Here is a 26,059-nt window from a genome sequence, read left to right on the forward strand (position 1 = left end):
AGAGCCAGAGCCAGAGCCAGAGCCAGAGCCAGAGCCAGAGCCAGAGCCAGAGCCAGAGCCAGAGCCAGAGCCAGAGCAGTATAAGTTGGAGCCCATGCTGCAGTCTGTGGATGAAAAAAGTTACTACCATCCTCAGGCTGAAGAGCTTGAACTTCCTAATTTGGATGATGTCGAGCGGCTACTGAAGCAACTGGAATCGACAAACCCAGTCGCAGAACTCGATCTTGAAGAGGTTATGGAGCAAAACACCGCTCAGATTGCCGTTCAAACTGAAGTTGAAGAGATTCAAGATTGGGAAGTGCCGGAGTTTGTTGAACCAGAAGTATCCTCAGAATCGGTGGTCGAAATTGCGGGCGAGCCTGTTGAACCAGCTGCGGAGCAAGTTGTTATTGAGGATGTTGAGTTAACGACAGAGTTAGAAACTCAAGCTGGTGGACAAGATCTCAAGCAGTGGCACAGCACAGAAAGGAGTGAGTCATTCCAAGTTCTGTACTTTGAGGTCAATGGTGTCACATTTGCCGTTCCATTAGATGAGTTGGGTGGTATCCATCAAATGGGAGAACTTAGTCATCTGATTGGACGTCCACCATGGTATTTGGGGCTACAGACGAATCGAGATAACCAGCTTGATGTAGTCGATACTGCCAAGTGGGTAATGTCCGAAAAATTGACCGATGACAGTTATAAAGACGGCTATCAATACATCGTCATGTTAGGCGAAAGTATGTGGGGGCTAGCCAGTTCGGAATTAAAAGGAACCGAGCTTTTAGAAATCGAAAAAGTTCGTTGGCGAGAAAAGGCGGGTAAACGGCCTTGGCTTGCCGGAATGGTTAAAGAAAAAATGTGTGCTTTGATCCATGTCGAAGCTTTGATAGCTATGCTTAATGCAGGGCTTGATGTCAAAGCACTAGAGAAATAATACGTTCATGCCAGAAATGGCTCAGAGAGGAAAAGGTATGTCTCAAACTAATGAAGTCGAAGTAAGAAAAGATCAGTCAAATGACGAAGTACTTCAGTGGGTGACGTTCCAACTGGAAGAAGAAACTTACGGTATTAATGTAATGCAGGTGCGTGAGGTTCTACGTTATACCGAAATTGCCCCTGTACCTGGTGCACCAGATTATGTTTTAGGCATCATTAACCTTCGAGGCAACGTTGTTACAGTTATCGATACACGTTCTCGTTTTGGTCTAATGGAAGGTGAAATTACTGATAATACTCGTATTATTGTGATTGAGTCAGAGCATCAGGTTATTGGTATCCTTGTAGACAGCGTTGCGGAAGTTGTGTACCTTCGTGCGTCTGAAATTGACACTACACCAAGTGTTGGTACCGATGAGAGTGCTAAGTTTATTCAAGGTGTAAGCAACCGTGACGGTAAGCTGCTAATCTTGGTTGATCTTAATAAGCTTCTTACGGATGAAGAATGGGATGAAATGGCTCACCTATAATGGTTAATGAGTGGATTACCAGCGCTCCAGTAATTGCTGGAGCAGTAGTGCTTGTTGTCCTTGTTATTGCTTTAGCGTTATTTCGTTTAAAGAGAAAACAGACATCGATCTCGGATCATCTAAGGCAACAGAATCGAGCACTGGATAAAGAGTTACAGAAAGCGAACAAACAGATTTTGGAAGTTCGTTCTGTTGTTGTTGGTTTGGGGCAGCGCGTTAGTGAGCAGCAGGATATTATCCAGCATCTTAATGAGCGCATTACTGAACTTGAGCAAGCTGACAGTGATGGTCGATTGTATTCTCGGGCCAGTAAAATGGTTCAACTGGGTGCCGACGTCAATGAGTTAATTCAAGAATGTGAGTTACCAAAAGCTGAAGCTGAGCTCATGATGTCACTGCAAAAGAAAATTGCTGGCAAAGAGAAAATTCCGCCATTAGAAGGTAATCCAGAAAGAGCCACCACTCAGCCATATCGGCGTAGTGGGATCAGAAAGTAATAATAAGGGATACGCAATGTATCCCTTTTTTTGTGCCCTTCGTAACACTTTGTGGTTAATTGCGAAGAAAAGTGATTAATTATTAACAGATTCTTACTTAGTTTCGTGACTCGTAAAGGTCTTATGCTATTTCGAAGCAAATTGGCTGTGTTAAGATAAGAGCTCGAATTTTTCATAGTAGTTCCACATGTTAGAAGTTAATCAGCTTACCGCTATCCGTGATGAAAGAGTTCTGTTTGAATCCCTTTCCTTTTCTATTTCTTCTGGTGAATTAGTTCAAATTGAGGGACGCAATGGTACGGGTAAAACAACACTCTTACGTATCGTTGCCGGCTTGGGTGATCGTGATGAGGGAGAGATAAGCTGGAATGGTGAGAATATCGAATCTAATCGAGATGCTTATCATCAAGATTTGCTGTTCTTAGGTCACCAGACGGGCGTTAAACGAGAACTTACTGCCTATGAAAACCTTCATTTTTATATGAGTGTGCATTCAAAGAACTTGGTCAGTCGAGATACAATCTATGGTGCATTAACCAAAGTGGGGCTTGCAGGGCGTGAAGATGTTCCTGTTGCAAAGTTGTCAGCAGGGCAACAACGACGTGTTGCCTTGGCAAGGCTATGGCTCAGTGAACAAAAATTGTGGATTCTAGATGAACCCTTGACTGCGATTGATAAGCAAGGTGTTAAAGTGCTTGAGTCGTTGTTTCTTAGTCACGCTGAAAATGATGGCATTGTCGTATTAACAACACACCAAGATATGTTCGCCGACAACCCAAAATTAAGAAAAATAAAACTAGGTGACTAAACATGTTTTCAATTATGAACAGTATTGTTCGCCGTGAGCTGTTAATTGCATTTCGCCGACAAGCCGACGTCCTTAACCCATTGTGGTTCTTTATTATTGTTATCACGCTTTTCCCATTGAGTATTGGCCCAGAGCCGAATTTGTTAGCTCGAATAGCAGCTGGCATCGTATGGGTGGCGGCGTTACTGTCTGCGCTACTTTCACTTGAACGATTATTTCGAGATGACTTTCAAGATGGTGCATTGGAACAAATGATGTTGATGCCTGTCCCACTACCTGTAGTAGTTATCTCCAAAGTCATTGCTCACTGGGTTCTAACTGGGTTACCGCTTATTTTAATCAGCCCATTACTCGCAGTGTTGTTATCACTAGACTTTAATACTTGGTTGGCTGTCGTACTTACTCTGGTGGTTGGTACACCAACATTAAGCTTTATCGGTGCAATTGGAGTTGCCTTAACGGTAGGATTACAAAAAGGTGGGGTGTTGCTAAGTCTGCTTATCCTGCCGCTATATATTCCAATTTTGATTTTTGCTACGTCCGCTATTGATGCCGCTTCACTAGGAATGGCATATAACGGGCAGTTAGCAATTCTAGGGGCGATGTTTATGGGTGCTTTAACATTAACACCGTTTGCAATTAGCGCGGCTCTTCGAGTAAGTGTTAATTAATTGTTTTTGATCAAGCACGAAAAATCCCCTTTTCTATAAATTACAAAACTAAAAATAGTCTCGATACGTTGTCGGAACGTGAGACAAAACGAAGTAAAGAGTGAGAATAATAATGTGGAAATGGCTCCATCCCTATGCCAAACCCGAAGCAACCTACCAGCTCAGCGGTAAGTTGTTACCTTGGTTCTCTATATTGGCCCTTCTCTGTTTATCTGTTGGTACGGTTTGGGGGCTTGCTTTTGCGCCTTCAGATTACCAACAAGGTGACAGTTTCAGAATCATTTACATTCATGTTCCATCGGCAATTTGGTCTATGGGTGTATATATGTCGATGGCCATCGCCGCTTTTATTGGCTTAGTTTGGCAGGTGAAACTGTCTAATATGGCAGCGGCTGCGATGGCTCCGATTGGTGCAGTTTATACCTTTATTGCTCTCCTTACCGGAGCGATTTGGGGTAAACCAATGTGGGGGACTTGGTGGGTATGGGATGCACGTCTAACATCAGAGCTCATTCTTCTATTCCTTTATCTTGGCGTAATCGCGCTTTATCACGCATTTGACGATCAAAAAACGGCGGCGAAAGCTGCGGGGATTCTTGCGATTGTTGGTGTGGTAAACCTGCCAATTATTCACTTCTCAGTTGAATGGTGGAATACCCTTCATCAAGGTGCAACGATTACTAAATTCGAAAAACCTTCAATCTCAAGCGATATGCTTTGGCCGCTACTGTTGAATATCTTTGGCTTTGCGTTCTTTTTTGGTTCTCTAACCATGGTTCGCTTACGCAATGAAATCATTAGTAAAGAAAGCCACCGCCCTTGGGTTATCGAATTAGCTACTAAGAAATCTCAGTGAAGGAATTAAATTATGCATTTTGAATCTCTGAGTGAGTTTTTCGCGATGGGTGGTTATGCCTCTTATGTTTGGGGTGCGTTTGGTATCACCTTTCTATCAATGTTTATTCTACTTATTGTGAGCGTACGTCGTGGTAAAGCTTTGCTGAATGAAGTTCAGGCGAAAGTCGATCGTCAAGCGCGAATTGAAGCAGCAAAAAATCTGGAGAACACTCTATGAACCCAAGACGTAAAAAGAGGCTCGGTATTGTTCTGGCTATTTTCATTGGTATTAGTGCCACAATTGGTTTGATGCTTTATGCGCTAAATCAAAATATGGACCTGTTCTATACACCAACAGAATTAGTCAATGGTAAGCCAGACGGCACGAAACCAGAAGTTGGTCAGCGTCTACGTATCGGCGGAATGGTCGTTGAAGGTTCTGTGAAGCGTGATGCCGAATCTCTGAGAGTTTCGTTTGATCTGCATGATGTCGGTCCAAAAGTGACGATTGTTTACGACGGTATCCTTCCTGATCTGTTCCGTGAAGGGCAGGGCATTGTCGCCCAAGGTGTGTTAAAAGATGCAACCACTGTTGAAGCATTTGAAGTGCTTGCTAAACACGATGAAGAATACATGCCACCTGAAGTTGCGGAAGCGATGAAGAAAACTCACGAACCGCTTAAATATACAGAACAACAAAAACAAGGAAGCGGTCAATGATTGCTGAAATTGGTCACTTTGCGATGATCGCCTCGTTGGCGATGGCAGTCTTGCTCAGCATACTGCCGCTAATTGGTGCATCTAAAAACAATACAATGCTCATGAATACCGCAAGACCGTTGTCTTGGGGGATGTTCCTACTGTTAGCGTTGTCATTTGGCATCTTATTATGGGCGTTTTATACCAACGATTTTACACTGCAATATGTAGCGAGTAACTCAAATAGCCAGCTCCCTTGGTACTACCGCTTAACCGCGGTTTGGGGGGCTCATGAAGGCTCTTTGCTACTTTGGGTGTTAATTCAAGCCGCATGGACTGTTGCTGTCGCGACCTATAGCCGTGGAATGCCACAAGAATCGGTGGCTCGTGTGCTCGGTGTGATGGGGATGATCAGTGTTGGCTTCCTGCTTTTCATCATTGTTACCTCGAATCCATTCTTACGCACGCTGCCTTTCTTTCCGGTTGATGGGCGAGATCTAAACCCATTGTTGCAAGACCCTGGTTTGATCATTCACCCACCAATGCTGTACATGGGTTATGTTGGTTTCTCAGTGGCTTTCTCATTTGCTATTGCGTCGCTAATGACAGGTCGCCTTGATACCGCATGGGCCCGTTGGTCTCGTCCTTGGACAACCGCTGCATGGCTCTTTTTGACGCTGGGTATCGCTCTAGGTTCATGGTGGGCATATTACGAGCTAGGCTGGGGTGGCTGGTGGTTCTGGGATCCAGTTGAAAATGCTTCATTCATGCCGTGGCTTGCTGGTACTGCTTTAATGCACTCACTTGCTGTCACTGAAAAGCGCGGGACGTTTAAAGCGTGGACAGTGTTGCTGGCTATTTCTGCATTCTCTTTGAGTTTACTTGGTACATTCTTAGTGCGTTCCGGGATTTTGGTTTCGGTTCATGCGTTTGCCTCTGATCCATCCCGAGGTATGTTCATCTTAGGTTTCCTCGTCTTTGTGATTGGTGGATCATTACTGCTGTTTGCTCTAAAAGGTGCGTCGGTACGAGTTCGTGGTAACTTTGAGTTGGTATCTCGTGAAAATGCTCTGCTAGCAAATAACGTTCTTTTGATTGCAGCCCTTGTGGTTGTATTAGTGGGTACTCTACTTCCTTTAGTACACAAGCAGATTGGTCTAGGTTCTGTTTCTATCGGTGCTCCTTTCTTTGACATGCTGTTTGCTTGGTTGATGATCCCGTTCTCGTTCTTACTGGGTATCGGTCCACTTATTCGTTGGAAACGCGACAGCCTTTCTACGTTGCTTAAGCCAATGGCTATCTCAGGTGCGCTTTCATTTGTACTTGCTGGCGTGTTTGTTGCCCTGCTCTCAGCACATTTTACTGCAATGGCTTATATCGGTTGGGTGATGGCGATCTGGATCATCACAATGCATGGCTATGAGCTACACCAACGTGCAACTCACCGCCATGACTTTGTGACTGGAGTGAGAAAGCTACAACGTAGTCACTGGGCGATGATGCTTGGCCACATCGGTTTAGCTGTTACCATTATTGGTATCGCGATGGTTCAAAACTACAGTATTGAGCGAGATGTGCGTTTGGCGCCGGGCGAGCACTTTAAAATTCAAGGCTATGACTTCTACTTTGCCGGCCTTCGAGACAAAGATGGTCCTAACTATGATGGTTATATCGCTGATTTTGAAATCACTCAAAATGGCACTTACGTCAATACTCTTCATGCGGAAAAACGCTTCTATCGTACTGCTCGTTCAATGATGACTGAAGCAGCAATCGATCGAGGTATCACACGTGACTTGTATATTGCGATGGGTGAGCGTTTGGACGATAACAAGTCTTGGGCCGTTCGTATTTACTACAAACCATTTGTTCGTTGGATTTGGGCCGGTTCATTGTTAATGGCATTAGGTGGTGCGATTGCGATTAGTGATAAACGCTACCGTTTCCGCAAAACTGCAAAACAAGGAGAAGCATAATGAATAAGAAGTTACTCTTTATTCCGTTAGGTGCCTTTCTAGTATTGGTAGCGGTTTTTGCAACGCAGTTGGTACGTAATTCTGATGGGGATGACCCGACCAAACTGGAATCCGTACTCATTGGTAAACCTGTTCCTCAGTTCCGTCTAGAAGACTTGGCGGAACCGGGTAAGCTTTATGATCAATCTATCTTCAAGGGTGAGCCATTATTGCTTAATGTTTGGGCAACTTGGTGCCCAACGTGTTATGCCGAACACCAATACTTGAATGAATTAGCGGGTCAAGGCGTCAAAATCATCGGCATGAACTATAAAGATCAGCGTGACAAGGCGATCCAATGGCTTAATGAATTGGGCAACCCTTATCTCATTAGCTTATTTGATGGCAACGGTATGTTGGGTCTTGATCTTGGTGTATATGGTGCACCAGAGACGTTCCTAATTGATGCTAATGGTGTTATTCGTTATCGCCATGTCGGTGATGTGAACCCTCGCAATTGGGAAGAGACATTAAAGGCAAAATATGAGCAAATGCTAGCGGAGGCCAAATAATGAAGAAGGTAATTCTAGCATTGTTGGCCATGTTTGCATTTTCAATGACGGCGTCAGCAGCGATCGAAGTGTACGAGTTCGAGAACCTTGAACAGGAGCTTCAGTTTAAAGATCTGGGCAACACACTGCGTTGCCCTAAGTGTCAAAATAATACGATTGCAGATTCTAATGCGGAACTTGCGCAGGATTTACGTCAAAAAGTCTATGAAATGACGAAAGAGGGCAAATCTAAGCAAGAAATCGTGGATTACATGATTGCTCGTTATGGGAATTTTGTGACTTACAATCCACCATTCACTATCGCAACTTCAGTGCTTTGGCTTGGCCCTATTTCAGTCCTGCTGATTGGTTTTGGCTTTATTGTTGTAAGAAGCCGAAAAGGTAAGAAAAAGGCCGTTGAAACAGAAGAAAAGTGGGATGAAGAAAAGGAAGCCCGCCTAAATTCGTTGCTAGATGATAAGAATGATGGAGATAAGCAATAATGACTTTATTTTGGATTTCGTCAGTTCTTATCGTAGTACTGAGCTGTGCATTGATTGCGCTCCCTATTCTCAGAAAGAAAGCAAACAATGACGATGCACTGCGTGACGAATTAAACAAAGCTTTTTATAAAGACCGACTTTCTGAGCTAGAAGAGGAAACTGAAGAAGGTCTAGTTGAGAACCAGCAAGACTTGATAGCAGACCTCAAACAGTCATTACTGGATGATATTCCAGCGGACAATAAGCTTGAGAAAGCCCAGTTGGTATCACCGATCGCGGTCTTCGTTCCGTCGATGTTGTTGGTGATTGTTTTATCTTACGGCATGTACATGAAATTTGGTGCGTCCGATAAAGTGATCGAATGGCAGCAAGTGAGTGCAAACTTACCCGCACTGTCTAAGAAGCTGATGTCTCCTGAAGGCGCAGCTTTGACGGACGATGAAATGGCGGATCTAACTTTAGCTTTGCGCACTCGCCTTCATTATCAGCCAGATGATTCGACAGGCTGGTTACTGCTTGGACGTATTGCATTAGCGAACCGAGATGTTGAAACCGCCATTGGTTCGATGAAGAAAGCATACAAGCTTGAGCCAGAAGATGCCGATGTTAAATTGGGCTATGCACAAGCCTTAATGCTCTCACAAGATGACATCGACCAAGAGCAGGCGCGTGGCATACTTGGTAAGCTTGTTCAAGAAGACTATGTCGATTTACGTGTATTTTCGTTGCTGGCTTTTGATGCATTCGAGCGTAAAGATTTCCCTGCTGCGATCCGTTACTGGAGCATTATGCAACAAATGATTGGTCCAAAAGACAGTCGTTATGAAATGCTTAGCCGAAGTATCGAAAGTGCAAAAAAACAGATGGGTGAGAATATAAATGCTGGAAAGACGGTCTCTGTAACTATCCAGCTTGGAGAGCAAGTAGAAGCAGATCCAAATGCCGCGTTGATCGTTTCAGTTCATCGCGCTGACGGTTCTCCAATGCCAGTTGCGGCTGCGCGTTACCCAGTAGGTACATTTCCTCGAACTGTGGCTCTGGATGACGGTAACAGCATGATGCAGGGCAGCAAGCTCTCCGATTTGGAAGAATTGATGGTTCGCGTACGAATCGACAATGACGGTAACGTCGCAACTCGCGAAGGGGACTGGTTTGGAGAGAGCGAAGCCGTTAAACTTGGGGAACCAGTTGAAGTAATAATTAATAATCGTTATTAATAGATACGATTTATAAATTGTTAGCTAAGGCCGGTGTTTACATCGGCCTTTTTTTATCGGAAATAATAATGACAAAAATGAAATCACGGATGTGGCTCGTTCTATTGGCAATAGTGGCGCTTGGAGGATGTTCAAGTGTGCCAGATGAACAAAATGCAGGGACGAATGATCCCTTAGAAGGATTTAACCGAACGATGTGGACCATCAACTACGACTACTTAGATCCGTATTTGGTGAAGCCTGTATCATTAGCGTATGTTGATTATGTACCGACGCCAATACGTACGGGCGTGGCTAATTTCCTAGGTAACTTAGATGAGCCAGCAAGCATGATCAACAACTTGTTGATGGGCAATGGTGAAAAAGCATTAGATCATTTCAATCGTTTCTGGATTAACTCAACCTTTGGCCTGCTTGGTTTAATCGATATTGCCTCAGAGGCAGGAATTACTGACCATGGTGAAAAAGCATTTGGTGATGCTGTTGGTCACCACGGTGTAGGGAATGGGCCTTACGTGATGGTACCGGGCTATGGTCCGTGGACAGTGCGTGAAACAGCGGATGTGGTTGATGGTTTGTATGCGCCGCTTTCTTATCTGAATTTTTGGGCAGGTTTAGGCAAATGGGCACTTGAGGGAATGGAAACTCGAGCAGCATTAGTGTCGCAAGAAGCTTTACTCGATAACTCTCCAGATCCGTATGCGTTAACTCGTGATGTCTATATACAAAGGCAAGATTACAAAGCAGAGATTCAAGTTGACGATTATGATGAGGATGAAGAAGCGTTCCTCGATGATTATCTTGATGAAGAATTTGAATAATAAAAAAGGCTTGGGATTACCAAGCCTTTTTTGTGCATCGAGTATTAGAATGTGTAATTCGCTTGTAAGCCAATCAGCCACACATTACCAGATGTTGTTCCTGTGAATTGACCACCGATTGCCTGAGCAATATCGTCGGATGGGTAACCACGAGATTCTTTGATGTCAGCATCTTTAGCAAAAATGTAAGTAAAGCCTGCGTCCAGTGAGAATTGTGCTGTGAAGTCGTAAGTGGCACCAACACTTAGCCATGTACGATCTGTCTCAGGGATAGTGATCGTGCGGTTTTGATCACTTACTGCTGAAGTGTCGTAGGCTACACCAGTACGAACCGCAAGTTCAGGCAGAACTTGGTAAGTAGCACCCATAGCAAAGCGGTAGTTGTCTTCCCAATTTTCCACTTTTACGGTTTGTGAAGGCAAAGTGTTGAGATCTGCATACAGCTCTTTAAAGCTGCTCCAATCTGTCCAGTTAACCCCAAAATGTACGGCTAAGTCTTCGGTCAATTGATGGTAACTAGCGAGTTCTGCTGTTGCTGGTAATTCCAAATCCATCGAACCCGTGTCGTTAAGTACGGACAAGCTATTTTTATCAAACAGTTTTGCTGTGCCTGAAAGGCTAAGCTCTACTTCTGATTTATAGCTCAGGCCGATACGATGATTTTCGTTAATCTGCCATGCCGCACCGATTTGCCAACCCCAGGCTGTATCATCACCTTCCATATATTTTAGGGTGGTGCCCGTTGGAAGTGGCGTTTGTGCTGGAGAAGTCGCGCCAAAATGGCCTTCGCCCGTTACAAAGCGAATACCACCACCAATGCTAATACGTTCATCAACTTTGTATGCAATATTCGTGTTTGCTTCGACGGTTTTTACCATAGCTTCGTTGCCAAAGTGTGTTGCGGCAAAATCGCTTCCTAGTTTGGTTTCCATGCCATAGTTGGTACCAAGTGCAAAGCCAAGTGCCCACTTATCATTTAGTTGGTGGGAAAGGTAAAAGTTTGGAATGACTGCATCATTAGCAAAGTCTGAAGATGAAGTAGGTAGTGCACCGTTGATTTCTCCCTCAACGTCTAGGTTCGGATTCACATAGATTGCACCGACGGAGATCTGTGTACCTCCTAAGTACGTCAGCATTGCAGGGTTACGCCATTGTGCGCTGGCATTATCTGCCATTGCTGCTTCACCAGCATAAGCACGGCCAAGACCGGTTGCTGAATATTCTGCAAGCTGGAAGCCCGCAGCAGTTACTGAAGTAGAAGCAGTAACGAGGCCAAAGGCAACCGCTACGGAAACAAGGGATTTATTTGATTTCATTATTATGTTCGCTGAATGTACTGTTTTGAGTGACGCGATAATAAGGTTAGAGCAAAAGCTTTAAAAATTAAAAACACTGTATTGCTATTTTTTGGAGTTATTATCTAACCAATGGGTCATTTGTAGTTATAAAGTCTGAGTTGCTAGGCGTGAATGATTTGATTCAGCGTACAGTCGTAGTTTGAAATAAGGCGATTTCAATACAGCTGTACGCTCAGTTAAAAATATTTAGTAAGGTAGAAAACAAAAAAGGGCTGGAAAACCAGCCCTTTGTATCGATCAACAATGTTGCAACAGTGCTTAGAAGCTGCGGCTGTATTGTAAGCCGACTAGGATTGCATTTGCACGTGTTGTTGCTGAAACTCCAGAGATATTTGGAATGTCACCAATTACAGGAGCTCCAGAACCGTAAGCAGGGTTAGGAGTTGATTCATTAACATCTACGTCTTTACCTAGTAAGTACGTAAAGCCAAAGTCGATGTTTGAAGCATCATCAATATGGTAGGTAAAACCAGCAGAGAACCATTGACGATCTGAGTCAGGAACTGATATCGAAGTCACACTGTCTTGTGCACTGGTATCGTACATATAACCAGTACGTAGTGTCCAATCGCTATTCAAGTAGTACGTACCACCGATTGCGTAGTGCCAGCCATCTTGCCATTGGTAGTTTTTGTTGTAGCTGCCAGTTAACAAAGAGTCTTGCAGGTTTTCGAATTCGATTTGGTCAAATGCACCCCAACCAATCCACTGTACGCTATAGTGAACTGCGAACTGAGTGTCTTCGATTTTGTGGAAGCCTGAAAACTCTGCCATATCTGGTAAAGGAAGAGTGATTTTTTGACCTTTGTCATCTTTCGCTTCAAATTCTGGGCTGTAGCGGTAAGAAAGACCGAATCGATTGTTTTCGTCTAGCTCATAAACAGTACCGAAGTTAAAACCAAGTGCCCAACCGTCTGCTTTATCAACATCAAGAAGTGGCTGTCCATTCAAATCTAAAGGTTGGAAAGAGTTTCCTGCAACTCGTTTCATTGTGCCTTGACCATAGATGATATCAAGACCCGCACCTACACTTAGTTTCTCGCTAGCACGATAAGAAGCGGCAAGACCTAAGTTAAAACTTTTAACGTCAGTTAAACCACCAAATTCGGTTGCTACATAGTCGTCTGAGAATTCAGTTTTAGTACCGAAATTTGAGTAAGCGTTAACGCCCCAAGCGAATTTGTCGTTTACAGGTACGATAAGGTGGATATTTGGTGCGATAGACGTATCGCCTACATCATCAGTATCAGAGACTGGTACTGCGCCACCAAATGTCGTATAAGATGCATCTTTTACTTCAATCATTGAAGTGATGCTCTCAAAACCTAGAGATAGCTCCATTTTGTCAAATAGAGCCATTGCTGCTGGGTTACGAGCCATTACAGACGCGTTGTCTGCAATAACAGCATCACCGGCAAAGGCACGGCCAATACCTGTCGCAGATTGAGCGTTGAGCTGGAAGCCTGCAGCGAGAGCGTGCTGAGAGGCTAGTGTTGCGGTTGTGATTGTCACTGCTAAAAGCGACTTTTTAAACAGACGCGAGTTGTTCATTTTGTTTTCCTTTTCTATTTCGCCTCTATGTGGGCGATATATTTGAGCAAATGCTCAGTTGGGGGCTGATCCTAGACGCAAGTATAGAATATAGAAATCCGACCATTGTCTAGTTTGAAGGGAAAATTGCTGAAATGATGTGTATTTGGCAAGAATGTGCTGGAATATGCGTCTTTTTAGAGTTTTGGCTCTATTTTTGTGAGTAAAGAATGGGCTAAAGCATGACGCTATAACCCATTTTGAATTAGCCCATAGGTTTGATGATTTTAGCTATTCTTTCGGCAATTTTGGCGACATCTTCACCTTGTTCACCTACGATGATCATGCTGTTATTGCCTACGGGTTCTACAATGCCTGACATGCCTTGTTTTTCAAAATCAAAGGTAGATTTTGATGGTGTCGGGGTTAGAAACAAAGTGACTTTGCCTTCAACGCCTTTAAATACCATATGGACAGCGTGTGAATCTCCAAAACCACAGTGGTTGAGGTAGTACACGTGGTACGGAAAATCGTTATCTAACTCTTTTGCAAATGGTTGCATTTTCGCATTGATTTGAGACACGTTTACTTGTTCATCTAACGGCGCGATAAAGGCGTTTTCATCCAAAACATGTTGTACTGCCGTATTGGCAAGGCTTGCTTGAGCCGGAGAAACAATGACATTTCCCCAATTGATCTGCCCAACCAATAAGCCAGCAACAAATGCAACAGAGGCAGCCATTGCCATGGCTTTACGTGCAAAGTTAGGCTTAACAACGTTGTTTTCAGGTGCTGATGTTTGGTTGAATAAGATCCTATCTGCCAAATCATCGGGGACATCGACATTCATTGCCTTCGCAATTTGAGCGTCTAGATCCATGATGTCATCGACAAATTTGCTATTTTTTTCACTTGAGCGAATAGCTTCTAGTATGTCGTTATCCCGTTTCTTTGGATCGGACATAATTCGGCGGCGAAACTCTAAATCATCCATTTTGCTGCCCTCTCTGGCCGTTTTCGGAATCCAACATCTCTTTGAGCTGATTGCGAGCTCTAAATAGACGCGTCATTACCGTGTTTTTATTCAGATTGAGTATCTGACCAATTTCTTCTCCACTAAAGCCACCAACGACTTGAAGAAATAACGGTTCGCGATAATCATCTTCCAATTTCATGATTTGGGCTTGAACCCACTCACTACGGTGGTGAGGCTCATCACTGACCTTAGCATCATTGCCAAAATCATCGATATCAACCAAATCAAGTTGTTTTCGTTCGAAGCGGCGGGCATTTTCACGTCTCAATATAGTAATGAGCCAAGATTTAGCGGCCTTTTCATCTTGTAAGCTATCTAGTGATTTCCACGCACGAAGACACGTTTCCTGAACTAAGTCTTCAGCAATGGATTGATCTTTACACAACCAGTATGCGTATCGATATAGATCTCTATGATAGGCTCGAACAAGCGCTTCATATTTTCTTTGTCTGTCCATATCCGAGTTGACCGGAGTGGATGACTTTTTCTTTCCAAAAAAATTTACGATTGACACATGAGCCTCCGACTTGCTCTGTGATTTAATTATTTTTAGTGTGGCTGATTCTCGTAAAAATAGCCTTGTTTGTGTTTGCTAATAGCTAAGTAGGATTTAAGCAAGCGACTAAAAAATAAGCCAATATTGACTTAAATAGCAACAAACTAGTACAGGAAGTTCATATAAAGAGAATTGAAATAGATAAATCAACATAAACTTGATCTATTTCAAAATCTGCTGAGCTCCAGCCGTTATAGTACACCTTGTCATCTAGTTAGTCTTTATGGCTAACATGTTGAGCAAGATGACACTTCCTTTTGAAGGCTGACTTTACTTTCTCCTAATCAGGAAACTGATTATTTCAATTGGCGTAAGTTAATTGCTTTATACATTCCAACCACACAGTTATGTGTGGTTTTTTTTTGCCTCATAAACGCACATTTGCGCTTCATCCATACGTCATCTAGCCATACTGATGCTGATTGCTCACTGATTTACGAGCCGTATTTTCAATCTAAATCACGTTTATCCAAACAGCTGTTTGATTGCGTTAACATCTTCGTTACAATAACTCTGGTCAGACCTCTTATTTTAAGGAGAAACAATGGGCAAGCAGGAAGTCAAAACACGCGGAGGTGAGCGTGTGGCTATCGTTGCTGGGTTACGAACGCCTTTTGCGCGCCAGAGCACCGAATTTAGTCAGGTACCCGCAGTTGATTTAGGCAAAATGGTGGTGAGTGAACTACTCGCGAGAACCGATATTGACCCTAAATTAATCGAGCAAGTCGTGTTTGGACAGGTGGTGCAAATGCCTGAAGCTCCAAATATTGCACGAGAAATTGTGTTGGGGACAGGAATGCATGTTCATACCGATGCGTACAGTGTAACTCGTGCTTGCGCGACGAGCTTCCAATCAGCTGTGAATGTCGCGGAAAGTATCATGGCAGGGAGTATCGATGTAGGTATTGCCGGCGGTGCAGATTCTTCCTCAGTATTACCAATTGGCGTCTCTAAAAAACTGGCGGCGAATTTATTAGCCTTGAGTAAGACGAAGACGTTAGGTCAAAAACTTAAGTTACTAAAATCTCTTTCGTTAAAAGACTTGATGCCCGTTCCTCCTGCTGTTGCCGAGTATTCAACTGGGCTTTCTATGGGGCAAACCGCTGAACAAATGGCAAAATCACACGGTATTAGCCGTGAAGAGCAAGATGCGTTTGCACATCGTTCACATACCTTAGCTTCTCAGGCTTGGAATGATGGCCACATCGAAGGGGAAGTGATGACGGCTTTTCCTGCGCCTTATAAAAAATGGATTGCACAGGATAATAATATCCGCCATGACTCAACCATTGAAGGATATGCCAAACTACGCCCAGCATTTGATCGCCAGTATGGTAGTGTCACTGCTGCGAACAGCACACCATTAACCGATGGCGCAGCGGCCATCATGTTGATGCGAGAAGGGAAAGCAAAAGAGCTTGGGCTCGAAGTCATGGGATATATCCGTTCATACGCATTTTCAGCGATTGGAGTTGAAAGTGACATGTTGATGGGACCTTCTTATTCGACACCAATTGCGCTTGACCGAGCGGGAATTACATTAAATGACTTAACGTTGATTGATATGCATGAGGCGTTTGCCGCTCAAACGCTTTCAAATGTGAAGATGTTTGGGAGCGAAAAATTTGCACGGGAGCAATTAGGTCGTACGAAAGCCATCGGTGAAATAGATATGGATAAATTCAACGTGCTTGGCGGTTCAATCGCCTATGGCCATCCATTTGCCGCAACGGGCGCTAGGATGATCACGCAAACTTTGCGTGAGCTAAAACGTCGAGGCGGTGGACTTGCATTGAATACCGCTTGTGCTGCTGGTGGTTTGGGTGCTGCGATGATATTGGAGGTCGAATAATGAGTGATGTTAAAGCGTTTTCTTTAAATATCGATGACAACCGTATCGCTTGGCTAGCTATTGATGTTCCCGGCGAAAAAATGAACACGTTACAAGCCGCTTTTGCACAAGAGATGCAATCAATTTTTGAATGCCTAAGTGAACAAAAAGATACGTTGAAGGGGATGATCATTCATTCTCTTAAGCCGGATAATTTTATCGCTGGTGCAGATGTTCGTATGTTAGATGCATGTCAGTCGGCTTCAGAAGCACAAGCTTTAGCCACACAAGGGCAGCAGATGTTTCAGCAGCTATCGGATCTGCCGTTTCCTGTGGTCGCAGCAATTCATGGCCCCTGTCTAGGGGGAGGGCTTGAACTGGCTCTGGCTTGTGATTATCGGGTGTGCAGTGATTCGGATAAAACGCGGGTCGGTTTACCTGAAGTTCAGCTAGGATTATTGCCGGGATCTGGTGGGACGCAGCGTCTCCCTCGTCTTATAGGATTGCTGCCTTCACTGGATATGATTCTGACAGGTAAACAATTACGTGCGAAAAAAGCGAAAAAGCTTGGTGTGGTAGATGCTTCAGTTCCTGAAACAATTTTGCTCGATGTGGCAAAAAGTATGCTTGAAAAAGGTAAGCGTAAGCTTACCAAACAAAGCTCTGCGAAAGAGAAGCTTGTTGCACAGACTGGGTTAGGGCGCAAAGTCATTTTTGATCAAGCTGCAAAGAAAACCCATGAAAAAACACGGGGAAACTATCCGGCTGCCGATGCCATTTTGGCTGTGATTCGGCATGGCTTAGAAAAAGGGATGACGCAAGGATTAGCGTTAGAAGCTGAGCGGTTTGGTGAGTTGGTCATTACCGATGAGTCAAAAGCATTACGTTCAATTTTCTTTGCTACGACGGAAATGAAAAAAGAGCATGGTAGTAATGCCCAACCTGCGCATGTAAGCCGTGTCGGCGTTTTAGGCGGTGGCTTGATGGGGGCGGGTATTAGTCATGTGAGTGTGGCAAAAGCCAAAGTGCCAGTGCGCATCAAAGACGTAACTAATGATGGTGTTCTAAACGCACTGAAATACAACTATAAACTGTTTGAAAAGCAGAAAAAGCGTCGTATTTTGTCAAAAGCGCAACTGGAAGCCAACATGATGCAGTTGTCTGGTGGTACAGATTTCACCAGCTTTCAGCATATGGATGTGGTAATTGAGGCGGTGTTTGAAGATTTGGACCTCAAGCAAAAAATAGTTGCAGACATTGAAGCCAATGCAGGTGAGACGACAATTTTTGCAACCAATACTTCTTCGCTTCCTATCCATCAAATCGCGGCCAAAGCGGAAAGGCCTGAGAATGTGATTGGTCTGCACTATTTCAGCCCAGTGGAAAAAATGCCGCTTGTGGAAGTGATCCCTCATGAAACAACGTCTGATGAGACAATATCCACCGTTGTTGAGTTGGCGAGAAAACAGGGCAAGACACCAATCGTTGTAAAAGACAGTGCAGGCTTTTATGTAAATCGAATTTTAGCGCCATATATGAACGAAGCAGCCCAAGTTTTGATGTCGGGTAAGCCTATTGAACATTTGGACGCCTCTCTGCTCAACTTTGGTTTCCCTGTTGGACCAATCACATTATTGGATGAGGTCGGCGTCGACATTGGCGCTAAAATCATGCCTATATTAGTGAATGAGCTAGGCGATCGCTTTAAGGGGCCAGATGTATTTGACACCTTGCTCAATGATGGGCGTAAAGGCCGAAAGAGCGGCAAAGGCTTTTACACCTATAAAGGAAAGAAAAAGGAAGTCGACAAGACGGTATATAAATTACTTGGTTTGACGCCGGAACCTAAAATGTCTGAAGAAGATATCGCTTTGCGTTGTGTTCTACCGATGTTGAATGAAGCGGTTCGCTGTCTAGATGAAGGGATCATTCGAAGCCCGAGAGACGGTGATATCGGGGCTATTTTTGGTATTGGTTTCCCACCATTCTTAGGGGGGCCATTCCGTTATATGGATCAACTCGGAATAAAAAATTTGGTTGAGACGATGAATCAATTTGCCCAGAAATACGGTGAACGGTTCGCGCCATGTGATGGTTTGTTAACCCGAGCAGGGCTCGAAGAGCGCTTCTACAAATAAAACCGATTATTTGATTACACTATAGGCGAACCGAAAGGTTCGCTTTTTTTGGACTGAGCGTTATTATCAAAAGAAAACCAAGGCTTAGTCAATGCATAACACTTAGCTAAGCGGATACCTAGAAGTAAAGAAGGAATTTAAATGGACGCTTTGGATTTACTGTTAAACCGACGTTCTATCGCCAAACTATCAGCACCTGCGCCTGAAGGGGAGGTGTTAGAGAACATTATTCGTGCTGGTCTTAGAGCTCCTGATCACGCCGGCCTAACTCCTTGGCGGTTTGTGATTGCGCAAGGTGAAGGTTTACAAAAGCTGTCAGATCTTCTTGTGAACGCTGCACAAGCAGAAGACAGTGATGAAGCTGTAATAGAAAAGGTTAAGGGAGCCCCTTTTCGTGCGCCGATGGTGATCACTGTTATCGCTAAGGTTACAGAGCACGAGAAAGTGCCAGCGCTAGAACAATATCTTTCAGCGGGGTGCGCGGTACAAGCGATGCAAATGGCTGCTGTTGCTCAAGGCTTTCAGGGTTTTTGGCGCTCAGGGAAATGGATGTTCCATAAAGCGGTGCATGAAGCTTTTGGTTTGGAAGGAGAGGACGAGATTGTCGGCTTCTTATACTTAGGGACTCCTGGGTGCACCGCCATGAAGGTACCTGAGCGAGATTTGAGTAAATTTGTCGAGTTTCTGTGACATAGAGTTATGAATGAAAAAGGCTTGGAAATTCCAAGCCTTTTCTTTTAATGAATATTGTATGCAATCACAAAATCGATGAACAGGCGTACCTTTTCCGGGAGATGGTCTTTGTGGTTATACAACATGTAGATGTCGCGAGGGTTAGCACTCCAATCATTTAGTACACGGACCAGACTTCCATCCTCGATGTACTCTCGAATCATCACATCTGGCATTAAGGTAATACCTAACCCCTCTGAACAGGCGCTTCTTACTACATTGAGAGTATTAGACTGAAAACGCCCTTTTTCATTGTTAACCACCGTTTCACCATTACTGTCAGTCAGCTGCCATTTCAGTAGAGGGTGGCCTTTCAGTAGAGAATGGTTGTGTAAATCTTCTGCGTGCATGGGGGCTTGGGTGTTATTGAGGTAGATTGGACTCGCTACCAAAATATCCTTCACCGAGCTGATTTTACGAGCGATTAAACTTGAGTCACGCTGTGGTCCAACTCGGAAAATAACATCCCACTCAGTTGGGTCTAGCTGATCCGCATGGTCGCTGGTGGTCAGTTCTATGTTGATGTCTGGGTATTGCATCATAAATGCATTGAACATTGGCATCATCATACGTTTAGTCAGATTCGACGGAGAGGAAATACGTATTTTGCCCGAGGCTCCGCGACATTCATCAGTGATCTCTTCGGCGGTTGAAGATAATCGCTGTAGCAGAGGAGAACATTCGTTAAAAAATCTTTCTCCCGCTTCTGTAAGGGAAAGCTTACGCGCATGACGATTTAACAAACGTAAATTAAGCGAGTCTTCTAATGCCTGAATGCGTCGAGTAATGGTGGCGACAGGTATCATAGTCTTGCGTGAAGTTGCAGTGTAGCTCCCATTTTCGACGACAAGTCTAAATAGGTTGAGATCATCTAATTTCATCGTTTCAGACACATTTTTTTACTGATTTGATTAATTTATATGTATATCAAATGTCAAAGCTTGAGTCACATCAACAAGTGAGACGAAAAGGTGTAACACGTACATCTAGTATGTACAAAGGTTGAAGCACGGAAGATTTGTATAAAACCGCTATCGCGACTACCTTTTTAAGGAGTGTTTCAAAACCAATAATAACAGCACACCATGTGGTTCTCTAGTTGTGTGAGGCGAAGGTTTATGCAGAAAACATACGAAACGGCGACTGCACTCTCGGCGAATAAATTACTCGGTAATAAGCTGATTATGGTGGTTGATGACGATCCGGTTTTCCGGAGGATCACCAGCGGATTCCTTATTGCTCAGGGTTATGACGTCATGGAAGCAGAAAACGGGTTAGAGGCGTTGAAGAAACTTCGAACAGCTGAACCTGACTTGGTGCTTTGTGATTTATCGATGCCCGTTCTTGATGGTATCGAACTCGTTGAAGAAGTTAGCCTAGAATACCCATCTTTACCGCTCATTGTGGTATCGGCGACGGATGAAATGGCCGATGTTGCTCGGGCATTACGCTATGGCATCAAAGACTTTCTCCCGAAACCGATCAGTAATCATGAGCATCTCGCTAGTGCAATAGAAAATACACTGGACGACAGCTATGACCATCTTTCTGATCAGCGTGATTTTGCCAGCCAATGGTTCCGTGTTGAAAGTGGTGATATGCCAGAAGAGCAAGAGCTGCACTGGCACCTTGAGTATTTACAAGAGCACCCAAGCGCTGCAAAAGACTTACTTCATGCGCTACTTCCAGAAAAAGACACCTCTCAAGGGGACTGGAAATGTTGTTATCGATTGCTGCAGTCTGCCGACATCATGCCTCTGGTGTTTGATTATGCTTGGCTTATGAATGGGCAGTTTGCTTTCTATTTAGTGGATTCTAATAGTGAAACTGGAGCGGCAACGACGCTATTAATTCGAGCCTTGTTCCATGATTATCTACGTAATTTAAAATGCTTTAATGCGGATCTCAAAGACATTGCCTATATGTTGGAGAAAGGCATGAAGTGTACAGAAGGCGTCAGCCCAGTTAGAGCCATGTTTGGTGTGGCTGATTTGTGTACCAGTAAAATTTCGATATTACCTGCAGGGCTTGAAGGGCAATGGTCGAATGGCTATGCCTCTCATCATATTACAGAAGGAGTGAAGCTCGGAGAGAATTGTGCGAAGAACTTTATCACTTCAGATCTACCGATACAGTCAGCGTGTCAATTATCTCTTAATAGCCTTGGTTCGGTCAGCTTCAGTCTTGATATTTACAAAGGGGGTAGGGCTTGAAACTAGGTTACATCTCATGTCTATAAAGGCAACCGCTAGAGGTTGCCTTTTACTTTTTTGCACGACAGTAAATGATTAAACGCCAACACGTCTTATCAAAATAACCCTTCTTTTACTTGGTTTTTGTGAAATCACCATTACGGTATAGTTGTCGCCAACAATTCGCTAACAGATAAATAACGAATTGTATAACAACAATACAGCGACATTAGAGAAGTGAGCCCATGGCAGACAAAGATTTCAAAGAACCTTATAATGTTTTCTACTTTTTAGGTTTCATTGCAGCCCTATTAATCCCAACATTACCCGCAACCTTAACTTGGATGCGTGTATTTAACGGATACTAAGGCTTATCGAATTAAACGGAGCTTACCATCAGTATTCGTCGATTGAGTTTAAATATTGTTGGTGGGCTTAGTTTGTGCCTTGGCATACTAGGCATCTTCCTTCCTCTTCTACCAACAACCCCATTTTTGTTGCTTGCGAGTGCATGCTTCATGCGCAGCAGTCCAACCTTTCATCGTTGGTTACATCAACACCCTACCTTTGGCCCCATTCTGGATAATTGGCAACAACACAAAGCTGTAACTCGTAAAGTGAAAATACGCGGAGCAGCATTCATCATTTTGAGTTTCAGTTTCTCGATCTGGTTTGCCCCCCATATGTGGTTAAAAATTCTGCTGTTAGCATTGTTTGTTGGAGTGCTTAGCTGGTTTATTCGTTTGCCTGTGATGGAGCGCCTTGCAGAGCGTCGGGGAAACACATAATATTGCAGTGAAGTGTGCCTGCTCTTCGAGTGGGCATTTATTATTTGTGCGCAGTAAAAAGCGAGTATGCTGACTGTGCATCGAGCCAATGCTACGATTTCGTCAACACCTACAATACAAGGACGAGGGGTTAGCTAATCAAAGTACATAATCATGACAACTGAAACAATCTCGCTGATCAAAGCAAGCATCAAAAGCATTCCAGACTACCCAAAACCAGGCATTCTATTTCGTGATGTCACTAGCTTATTGGAAGACGCTCAAGCGTATCAAGCAACCATCAATTTATTGGTCGAAAAGTACAAGGATATGGGCTTTACCAAAGTCGTAGGTACGGAAGCTCGTGGCTTTTTATTCGGTGCGCCATTAGCACTCGAATTGGGTATCGGGTTTGTTCCTGTCCGTAAACCAGGGAAGTTACCGCGCCAAACTGTGGCTCAATCTTATGAGCTTGAATATGGAGTGGATACATTAGAAATCCATACAGATGCTATTTCTGAAAGCGATAAAGTTTTGGTTGTTGACGACCTACTTGCCACAGGTGGTACGATTGAAGCGACAACAAAGCTTATTCGTCAACTTGGCGGTGAAGTAGAACATGCCGCGTTTGTTATCAATCTGCCTGAAATTGGCGGTGATAAGCGTTTGGAAGGTCTTGGTCTAAACGTTTACAGCATTTGTGAATTTGAAGGTCACTAATCGGAAGTTTTCATGAGTTATCTTGCCTTAGCGCGAAAATGGCGGCCAAGCCGCTTTACTGAAGTGGTTGGTCAGGGACATGTACTGACAGCATTGGAAAATGCGTTAGCCCAGAATAGATTGCACCACGCGTATCTATTTAGTGGTACTCGAGGAGTTGGTAAAACATCCATCGGCCGCTTATTTGCGAAAGGATTAAACTGTGAGACAGGCATTACAGCGAATCCTTGTGGCACCTGCGATACGTGTAAAGAGATCGAGGAAGGGCGCTTTGTTGACTTGCTCGAAATCGATGCAGCTTCTCGTACTAAGGTAGAGGATACTCGTGAACTACTTGATAACGTTCAATATAAACCTGCCCGTGGTCGCTTCAAAGTCTACTTGATCGATGAAGTTCACATGCTTTCTCGCCATTCATTCAATGCGTTATTAAAGACGTTGGAAGAGCCGCCTGAGTATGTGAAGTTTTTGCTTGCTACGACCGATCCGCAAAAGCTGCCTGTTACGATTTTATCGCGTTGCCTTCAATTCCATTTGAAGCCAATCAGTGTCGATAATATTCATGAGCAGTTGGATCGCATTCTAGCGCAAGAACACGTTTCTGCTGAGTCTCGTGCTCTTGGTATGATTGCACATGCTGCTGACGGCAGTATGCGTGATGCATTAAGCCTTACCGACCAAGCTATTGCGTTGGGAAATGGCTCAATATTGGCGGACAGTGTTTCTCATATGTTAGGAACACTGGATACAGCTCAAGCTGTTCATCTGCTTGAGGCAATAAGCTCGAAGCAGGCTCAAACCGTGATGGATAGTGTCCAACAATTGGCACAAAACGGCGTTGAGTGGGATGGACTGCTACAACAGCTCTCCACACAGTTACATCGTATTGCGATGTATCAAGCGCTTCCGTCTACGTTAGATAAGTCGCAGCCAGATGCTGAAAAAATTGAATTATTAAGCCGTGCTCTTACGCCTCAAGATGTGCAGTTGTATTATCAAATTGCATTGAAAGGACGTGATGACCTTTCGCTTGCGCCTTCGGCTCGAATTGGCTTAGAGATGGTGCTGCTTCGCATGATGGCATTTAGGCCTGTAGCAGTAACAACGGCGAATACTATCTCAACTCAAGTTTCAGAGCCTGTACCGTCAGTACAAGCGAAACCGCAAAAGATTCAGACTTCTTCTCAAGTACCATCAGTGGCAGAAAATGCCCCAGAGCCTGTAGTACCTCAGGCTCCTTCTGAGCCGCAAATGTCCGCTGATGAACCTGTAGCTGGCTACGACATGGTTCCTCCGGAGTATATGCAGGCTCCGCCAAGCTATGAACCAGCTCCGATGGAGACTCCTGTTCCTCAACCTGAGCACCAACCCAGCCAAACTGAGAGTGTGAGTTCGCCTGTGAGCGGGTTACGCCATCAGTTGCGTTCACAACGAAAAGGGCTGTCTCCGACACCTACTAAAGGGAATGATGGAAAAAAGCCTAAAGCGGCATCTGCAAAAACAGAGTCGGTTCTTGATCGTGTAGCACAAAAGCACGGTGGAACTGAGCGGGTGTCGCTATTGTCAAATCCACATGAGGTTACATCTTCTACCAATGGTAAAGATGAGCCTTATCAGTGGAAGCCGTCGGCACCACAAGTTATCGAAACAAAACCTGAGTTGACGCCGACTTTGTTGAAGAAGGCTCTTGAGCACGAAAAAACACCAGAAATGGTTAAAAAATTGGTGAAAGAGTCGCAAGCGCAAAATGAATGGGCAGCATTAATAGACCAATTGCAGACGGCTAAGTTGGTTGAGCAGTTAGCGTTGAATTCGGTTTATGAAAAAAATGGCAACTCAATTTCGCTCATATTGCGCTCTTCTCAAGCTCATTTGAATACAGACAAGGCGCAAAGCGAGTTATTAGCAGCGCTAAATAACGTGTTGAATGAAGAATGCCACTTGTCGGTTGAAATTGGCGAAGGGGGTGAAACCCCATTAGAGTTAAGAGACAAGCTCTATCAGAATAAACTTCAGTCAGCATTTACGAGTTTAGAAAGTGACGAAAATGTGCAGTTTTTGGTAAGGCGATTTGCCGGCGAACTAGACTCTGAAAGTGTCAGACCGATTTAATCCAATACGGGGTTGAAAAACACGATTTGAACCCCACTTAGTTACATAACAAGCGAATTAAACCAGAGAGATAAACATGTTTGGTAAAGGCGGTATGGGTAACCTAATGAAGCAAGCCCAGCAAATGCAAGAGCGTATGCAAAAGCTTCAAGAAGAAATCGCAAATATGGAAGTAACAGGCGAGTCAGGTGCTGGCCTTGTAAAAGTGACAATCACTGGTAGTCATAGCGTTCGTCGCGTAGAGATTGATGAAAGCTTGATGGAAGACGACAAAGAGATGCTTGAAGATCTTATCGCAGCAGCATTTAATGATGCTGCTCGTCGTGTTGAAGAAACTCAAAAAGAGAAAATGGCTGGCGTAACTGGCGGTATGCAATTACCACCAGGTATGAAAATGCCATTCTAAGAACGAGTAGGTTTTAATGCGTACCAGTCATATGCTGGAGCATTTGATGGAGGCCTTACGTTGTCTGCCAGGGGTCGGTCCCAAGTCAGCTCAGCGTATGGCCTTTCATTTGTTACAGCGCGACAGAAAAGGTGGCCTGCAACTCGCAGAAGCGTTAAGTCAGGCAATGACAGAGATCGGGCATTGCACCGAATGTCGTACCTTTACTGAAGAAGAAGTGTGCCATATCTGTAATAACCCAAAGCGTCAGGAAAACGGTCAGATCTGCGTGGTGGAAAGCCCGGCAGATATTGCAGCGGTAGAAGCTACAGGACAATACTCTGGTCGTTATTTTGTATTGATGGGACACCTTTCACCCCTTGATGGCATTGGTCCAAGTGACATCGGTTTAGATGTGTTGGATTATCGTCTCCGTCGTGGTGATGTTAGTGAAGTGATTTTAGCGACAAACCCAACTGTAGAGGGTGAAGCGACAGCTCACTATATTGCAGAGTTGTGTAAAGCGCATGAAGTGGAAGCAAGCCGAATTGCTCATGGTGTCCCTGTTGGGGGAGAGCTTGAGTTAGTTGATGGCACGACACTGTCTCACTCATTGCTCGGTCGACACAAGTTATAATAAAAAAGCCGCACTTGAATTGTGCGGCTTTTTTATTCCAACCTCTATTAACTCC

27 protein-coding genes are annotated in these 26,059 nt (G+C 44.1%); 22 read left to right on the forward strand and 5 right to left on the reverse strand.

What is annotated here, in order from left to right; genetic code table 11:
- The 13 genes from ACQEXU_RS00005 to ACQEXU_RS00065 form a co-directional block, all read left to right on the forward strand.
- On the forward strand, window positions 1–919 hold a 919-nt coding region (locus tag ACQEXU_RS00005), incomplete at its 5' end, for a chemotaxis protein CheW (RefSeq protein WP_427009196.1).
- A gap of 37 nt (window positions 920–956) precedes the next feature.
- Complete coding sequence (locus ACQEXU_RS00010) at window positions 957–1,451, forward strand: chemotaxis protein CheW (protein ID WP_367986893.1); 495 nt, start codon at window positions 957–959, stop codon at window positions 1,449–1,451.
- On the forward strand, window positions 1,451–1,948 hold the full coding sequence (locus ACQEXU_RS00015; protein WP_367986892.1) for a DUF2802 domain-containing protein: 498 nt from the start codon (window positions 1,451–1,453) through the stop codon (window positions 1,946–1,948). Before ACQEXU_RS00010 ends, ACQEXU_RS00015 begins: the two co-directional genes overlap by 1 nt.
- Before the next feature lie 187 nt (window positions 1,949–2,135).
- Window positions 2,136–2,756: a cytochrome c biogenesis heme-transporting ATPase CcmA gene (ccmA, locus tag ACQEXU_RS00020; RefSeq protein ID WP_427009197.1), complete on the forward strand. Its 621-nt coding sequence runs from the start codon at window positions 2,136–2,138 to the stop codon at window positions 2,754–2,756.
- 2 nt (window positions 2,757–2,758) lie between these two features.
- The gene (ccmB, locus tag ACQEXU_RS00025; protein ID WP_367986890.1) at window positions 2,759–3,427 is read left to right on the forward strand and encodes a heme exporter protein CcmB; all 669 of its coding nucleotides are present in this window, start codon (window positions 2,759–2,761) and stop codon (window positions 3,425–3,427) included.
- Between the two features lie 112 nt (window positions 3,428–3,539).
- A complete protein-coding gene (locus tag ACQEXU_RS00030) occupies window positions 3,540–4,283 on the forward strand; it encodes a heme ABC transporter permease (protein WP_427009198.1) in 744 nt (247 codons plus the stop codon).
- Between the two features lie 12 nt (window positions 4,284–4,295).
- Window positions 4,296–4,502 carry a heme exporter protein CcmD gene (gene ccmD, locus ACQEXU_RS00035; protein WP_367986888.1) on the forward strand — a complete coding sequence of 69 codons (207 nt, stop codon included), beginning with the start codon at window positions 4,296–4,298 and terminating at the stop codon, window positions 4,500–4,502.
- A complete protein-coding gene (gene ccmE / locus ACQEXU_RS00040) occupies window positions 4,499–4,984 on the forward strand; it encodes a cytochrome c maturation protein CcmE (RefSeq protein ID WP_367986887.1) in 486 nt (161 codons plus the stop codon). Before ccmD ends, ccmE begins: the two co-directional genes overlap by 4 nt.
- The gene (locus ACQEXU_RS00045; RefSeq protein WP_367986886.1) at window positions 4,981–6,939 is read left to right on the forward strand and encodes a heme lyase CcmF/NrfE family subunit; all 1,959 of its coding nucleotides are present in this window, start codon (window positions 4,981–4,983) and stop codon (window positions 6,937–6,939) included. Before ccmE ends, ACQEXU_RS00045 begins: the two co-directional genes overlap by 4 nt.
- Window positions 6,939–7,490: a DsbE family thiol:disulfide interchange protein gene (locus tag ACQEXU_RS00050; protein ID WP_367986885.1), complete on the forward strand. Its 552-nt coding sequence runs from the start codon at window positions 6,939–6,941 to the stop codon at window positions 7,488–7,490. Before ACQEXU_RS00045 ends, ACQEXU_RS00050 begins: the two co-directional genes overlap by 1 nt.
- Window positions 7,490–7,972, forward strand: a complete 483-nt coding sequence (locus tag ACQEXU_RS00055) for a cytochrome c-type biogenesis protein (RefSeq protein ID WP_367986884.1) — start codon at window positions 7,490–7,492, stop codon at window positions 7,970–7,972. The genes ACQEXU_RS00050 and ACQEXU_RS00055 overlap by 1 nt, the downstream gene beginning before the upstream one ends.
- A complete protein-coding gene (ccmI, locus tag ACQEXU_RS00060; protein ID WP_427009199.1) occupies window positions 7,972–9,189 on the forward strand; it encodes a c-type cytochrome biogenesis protein CcmI in 1,218 nt (405 codons plus the stop codon). The genes ACQEXU_RS00055 and ccmI overlap by 1 nt, the downstream gene beginning before the upstream one ends.
- Window positions 9,190–9,257: 68 nt before the next feature.
- Window positions 9,258–10,010 (forward strand): MlaA family lipoprotein, encoded by a 753-nt coding sequence (locus ACQEXU_RS00065; protein ID WP_427009200.1) that lies wholly within the window; start codon window positions 9,258–9,260, stop codon window positions 10,008–10,010.
- Window positions 10,011–10,054: 44 nt separating this feature from the next.
- Here ACQEXU_RS00065 and ACQEXU_RS00070 read toward each other — a convergent pair whose 3' ends face one another.
- From ACQEXU_RS00070 to ACQEXU_RS00085, 4 genes are all read right to left on the reverse strand, one after another.
- Window positions 10,055–11,326 carry an outer membrane protein transport protein gene (locus tag ACQEXU_RS00070; RefSeq protein WP_427009201.1) on the reverse strand — a complete coding sequence of 424 codons (1,272 nt, stop codon included), beginning with the start codon at window positions 11,324–11,326 and terminating at the stop codon, window positions 10,055–10,057.
- A 300-nt stretch (window positions 11,327–11,626) separates the two neighbouring features.
- Window positions 11,627–12,919 carry an outer membrane protein transport protein gene (locus ACQEXU_RS00075; RefSeq protein WP_427009202.1) on the reverse strand — a complete coding sequence of 431 codons (1,293 nt, stop codon included), beginning with the start codon at window positions 12,917–12,919 and terminating at the stop codon, window positions 11,627–11,629.
- A gap of 244 nt (window positions 12,920–13,163) precedes the next feature.
- Window positions 13,164–13,892, reverse strand: coding sequence for a DUF3379 domain-containing protein (locus ACQEXU_RS00080; RefSeq protein ID WP_367986880.1), 729 nt, complete (start codon window positions 13,890–13,892; stop codon window positions 13,164–13,166).
- Complete coding sequence (locus ACQEXU_RS00085; protein ID WP_367989191.1) at window positions 13,885–14,391, reverse strand: sigma-70 family RNA polymerase sigma factor; 507 nt, start codon at window positions 14,389–14,391, stop codon at window positions 13,885–13,887. Before ACQEXU_RS00085 ends, ACQEXU_RS00080 begins: the two co-directional genes overlap by 8 nt.
- 643 nt (window positions 14,392–15,034) lie before the next feature.
- On the opposite strand from ACQEXU_RS00085, the gene fadI reads away from it, so the two are divergent.
- From fadI to ACQEXU_RS00100, 3 genes are all read left to right on the forward strand, one after another.
- Window positions 15,035–16,342 carry an acetyl-CoA C-acyltransferase FadI gene (gene fadI / locus ACQEXU_RS00090; RefSeq protein WP_427009203.1) on the forward strand — a complete coding sequence of 436 codons (1,308 nt, stop codon included), beginning with the start codon at window positions 15,035–15,037 and terminating at the stop codon, window positions 16,340–16,342.
- Window positions 16,342–18,459: a fatty acid oxidation complex subunit alpha FadJ gene (gene fadJ / locus ACQEXU_RS00095; RefSeq protein WP_427009204.1), complete on the forward strand. Its 2,118-nt coding sequence runs from the start codon at window positions 16,342–16,344 to the stop codon at window positions 18,457–18,459. The genes fadI and fadJ overlap by 1 nt, the downstream gene beginning before the upstream one ends.
- A gap of 141 nt (window positions 18,460–18,600) precedes the next feature.
- Window positions 18,601–19,149, forward strand: a complete 549-nt coding sequence (locus ACQEXU_RS00100; RefSeq protein ID WP_427009205.1) for an NAD(P)H nitroreductase — start codon at window positions 18,601–18,603, stop codon at window positions 19,147–19,149.
- Window positions 19,150–19,196: 47 nt separating this feature from the next.
- On the opposite strand, the gene ACQEXU_RS00105 is transcribed toward ACQEXU_RS00100, so the two are convergent.
- Entirely contained in the window at window positions 19,197–20,072 is an 876-nt protein-coding gene (locus ACQEXU_RS00105) for a LysR family transcriptional regulator (RefSeq protein WP_427009206.1), read from the reverse strand.
- Window positions 20,073–20,309: 237 nt separating this feature from the next.
- On the opposite strand from ACQEXU_RS00105, the gene ACQEXU_RS00110 reads away from it, so the two are divergent.
- From ACQEXU_RS00110 to recR, 6 genes are all read left to right on the forward strand, one after another.
- Window positions 20,310–21,404, forward strand: coding sequence for a response regulator (locus ACQEXU_RS00110; protein WP_427009207.1), 1,095 nt, complete (start codon window positions 20,310–20,312; stop codon window positions 21,402–21,404).
- A gap of 401 nt (window positions 21,405–21,805) precedes the next feature.
- Window positions 21,806–22,171, forward strand: coding sequence for a YbaN family protein (locus tag ACQEXU_RS00115; RefSeq protein ID WP_367989190.1), 366 nt, complete (start codon window positions 21,806–21,808; stop codon window positions 22,169–22,171).
- A gap of 153 nt (window positions 22,172–22,324) precedes the next feature.
- Window positions 22,325–22,870, forward strand: coding sequence for an adenine phosphoribosyltransferase (gene apt / locus ACQEXU_RS00120; RefSeq protein WP_367986874.1), 546 nt, complete (start codon window positions 22,325–22,327; stop codon window positions 22,868–22,870).
- Between the two features lie 12 nt (window positions 22,871–22,882).
- Window positions 22,883–24,982 (forward strand): DNA polymerase III subunit gamma/tau, encoded by a 2,100-nt coding sequence (gene dnaX, locus ACQEXU_RS00125; protein WP_427009208.1) that lies wholly within the window; start codon window positions 22,883–22,885, stop codon window positions 24,980–24,982.
- Between the two features lie 76 nt (window positions 24,983–25,058).
- The gene (locus ACQEXU_RS00130; RefSeq protein ID WP_006959389.1) at window positions 25,059–25,388 is read left to right on the forward strand and encodes a YbaB/EbfC family nucleoid-associated protein; all 330 of its coding nucleotides are present in this window, start codon (window positions 25,059–25,061) and stop codon (window positions 25,386–25,388) included.
- Between the two features lie 16 nt (window positions 25,389–25,404).
- The gene (gene recR, locus ACQEXU_RS00135) at window positions 25,405–26,004 is read left to right on the forward strand and encodes a recombination mediator RecR (protein ID WP_367986872.1); all 600 of its coding nucleotides are present in this window, start codon (window positions 25,405–25,407) and stop codon (window positions 26,002–26,004) included.
- Window positions 26,005–26,059: the final 55 nt, after the last annotated feature.

This window comes from Vibrio sp. TRT 21S02 (assembly GCF_050113675.1).
GTDB lineage: Bacteria > Pseudomonadota > Gammaproteobacteria > Enterobacterales > Vibrionaceae > Vibrio.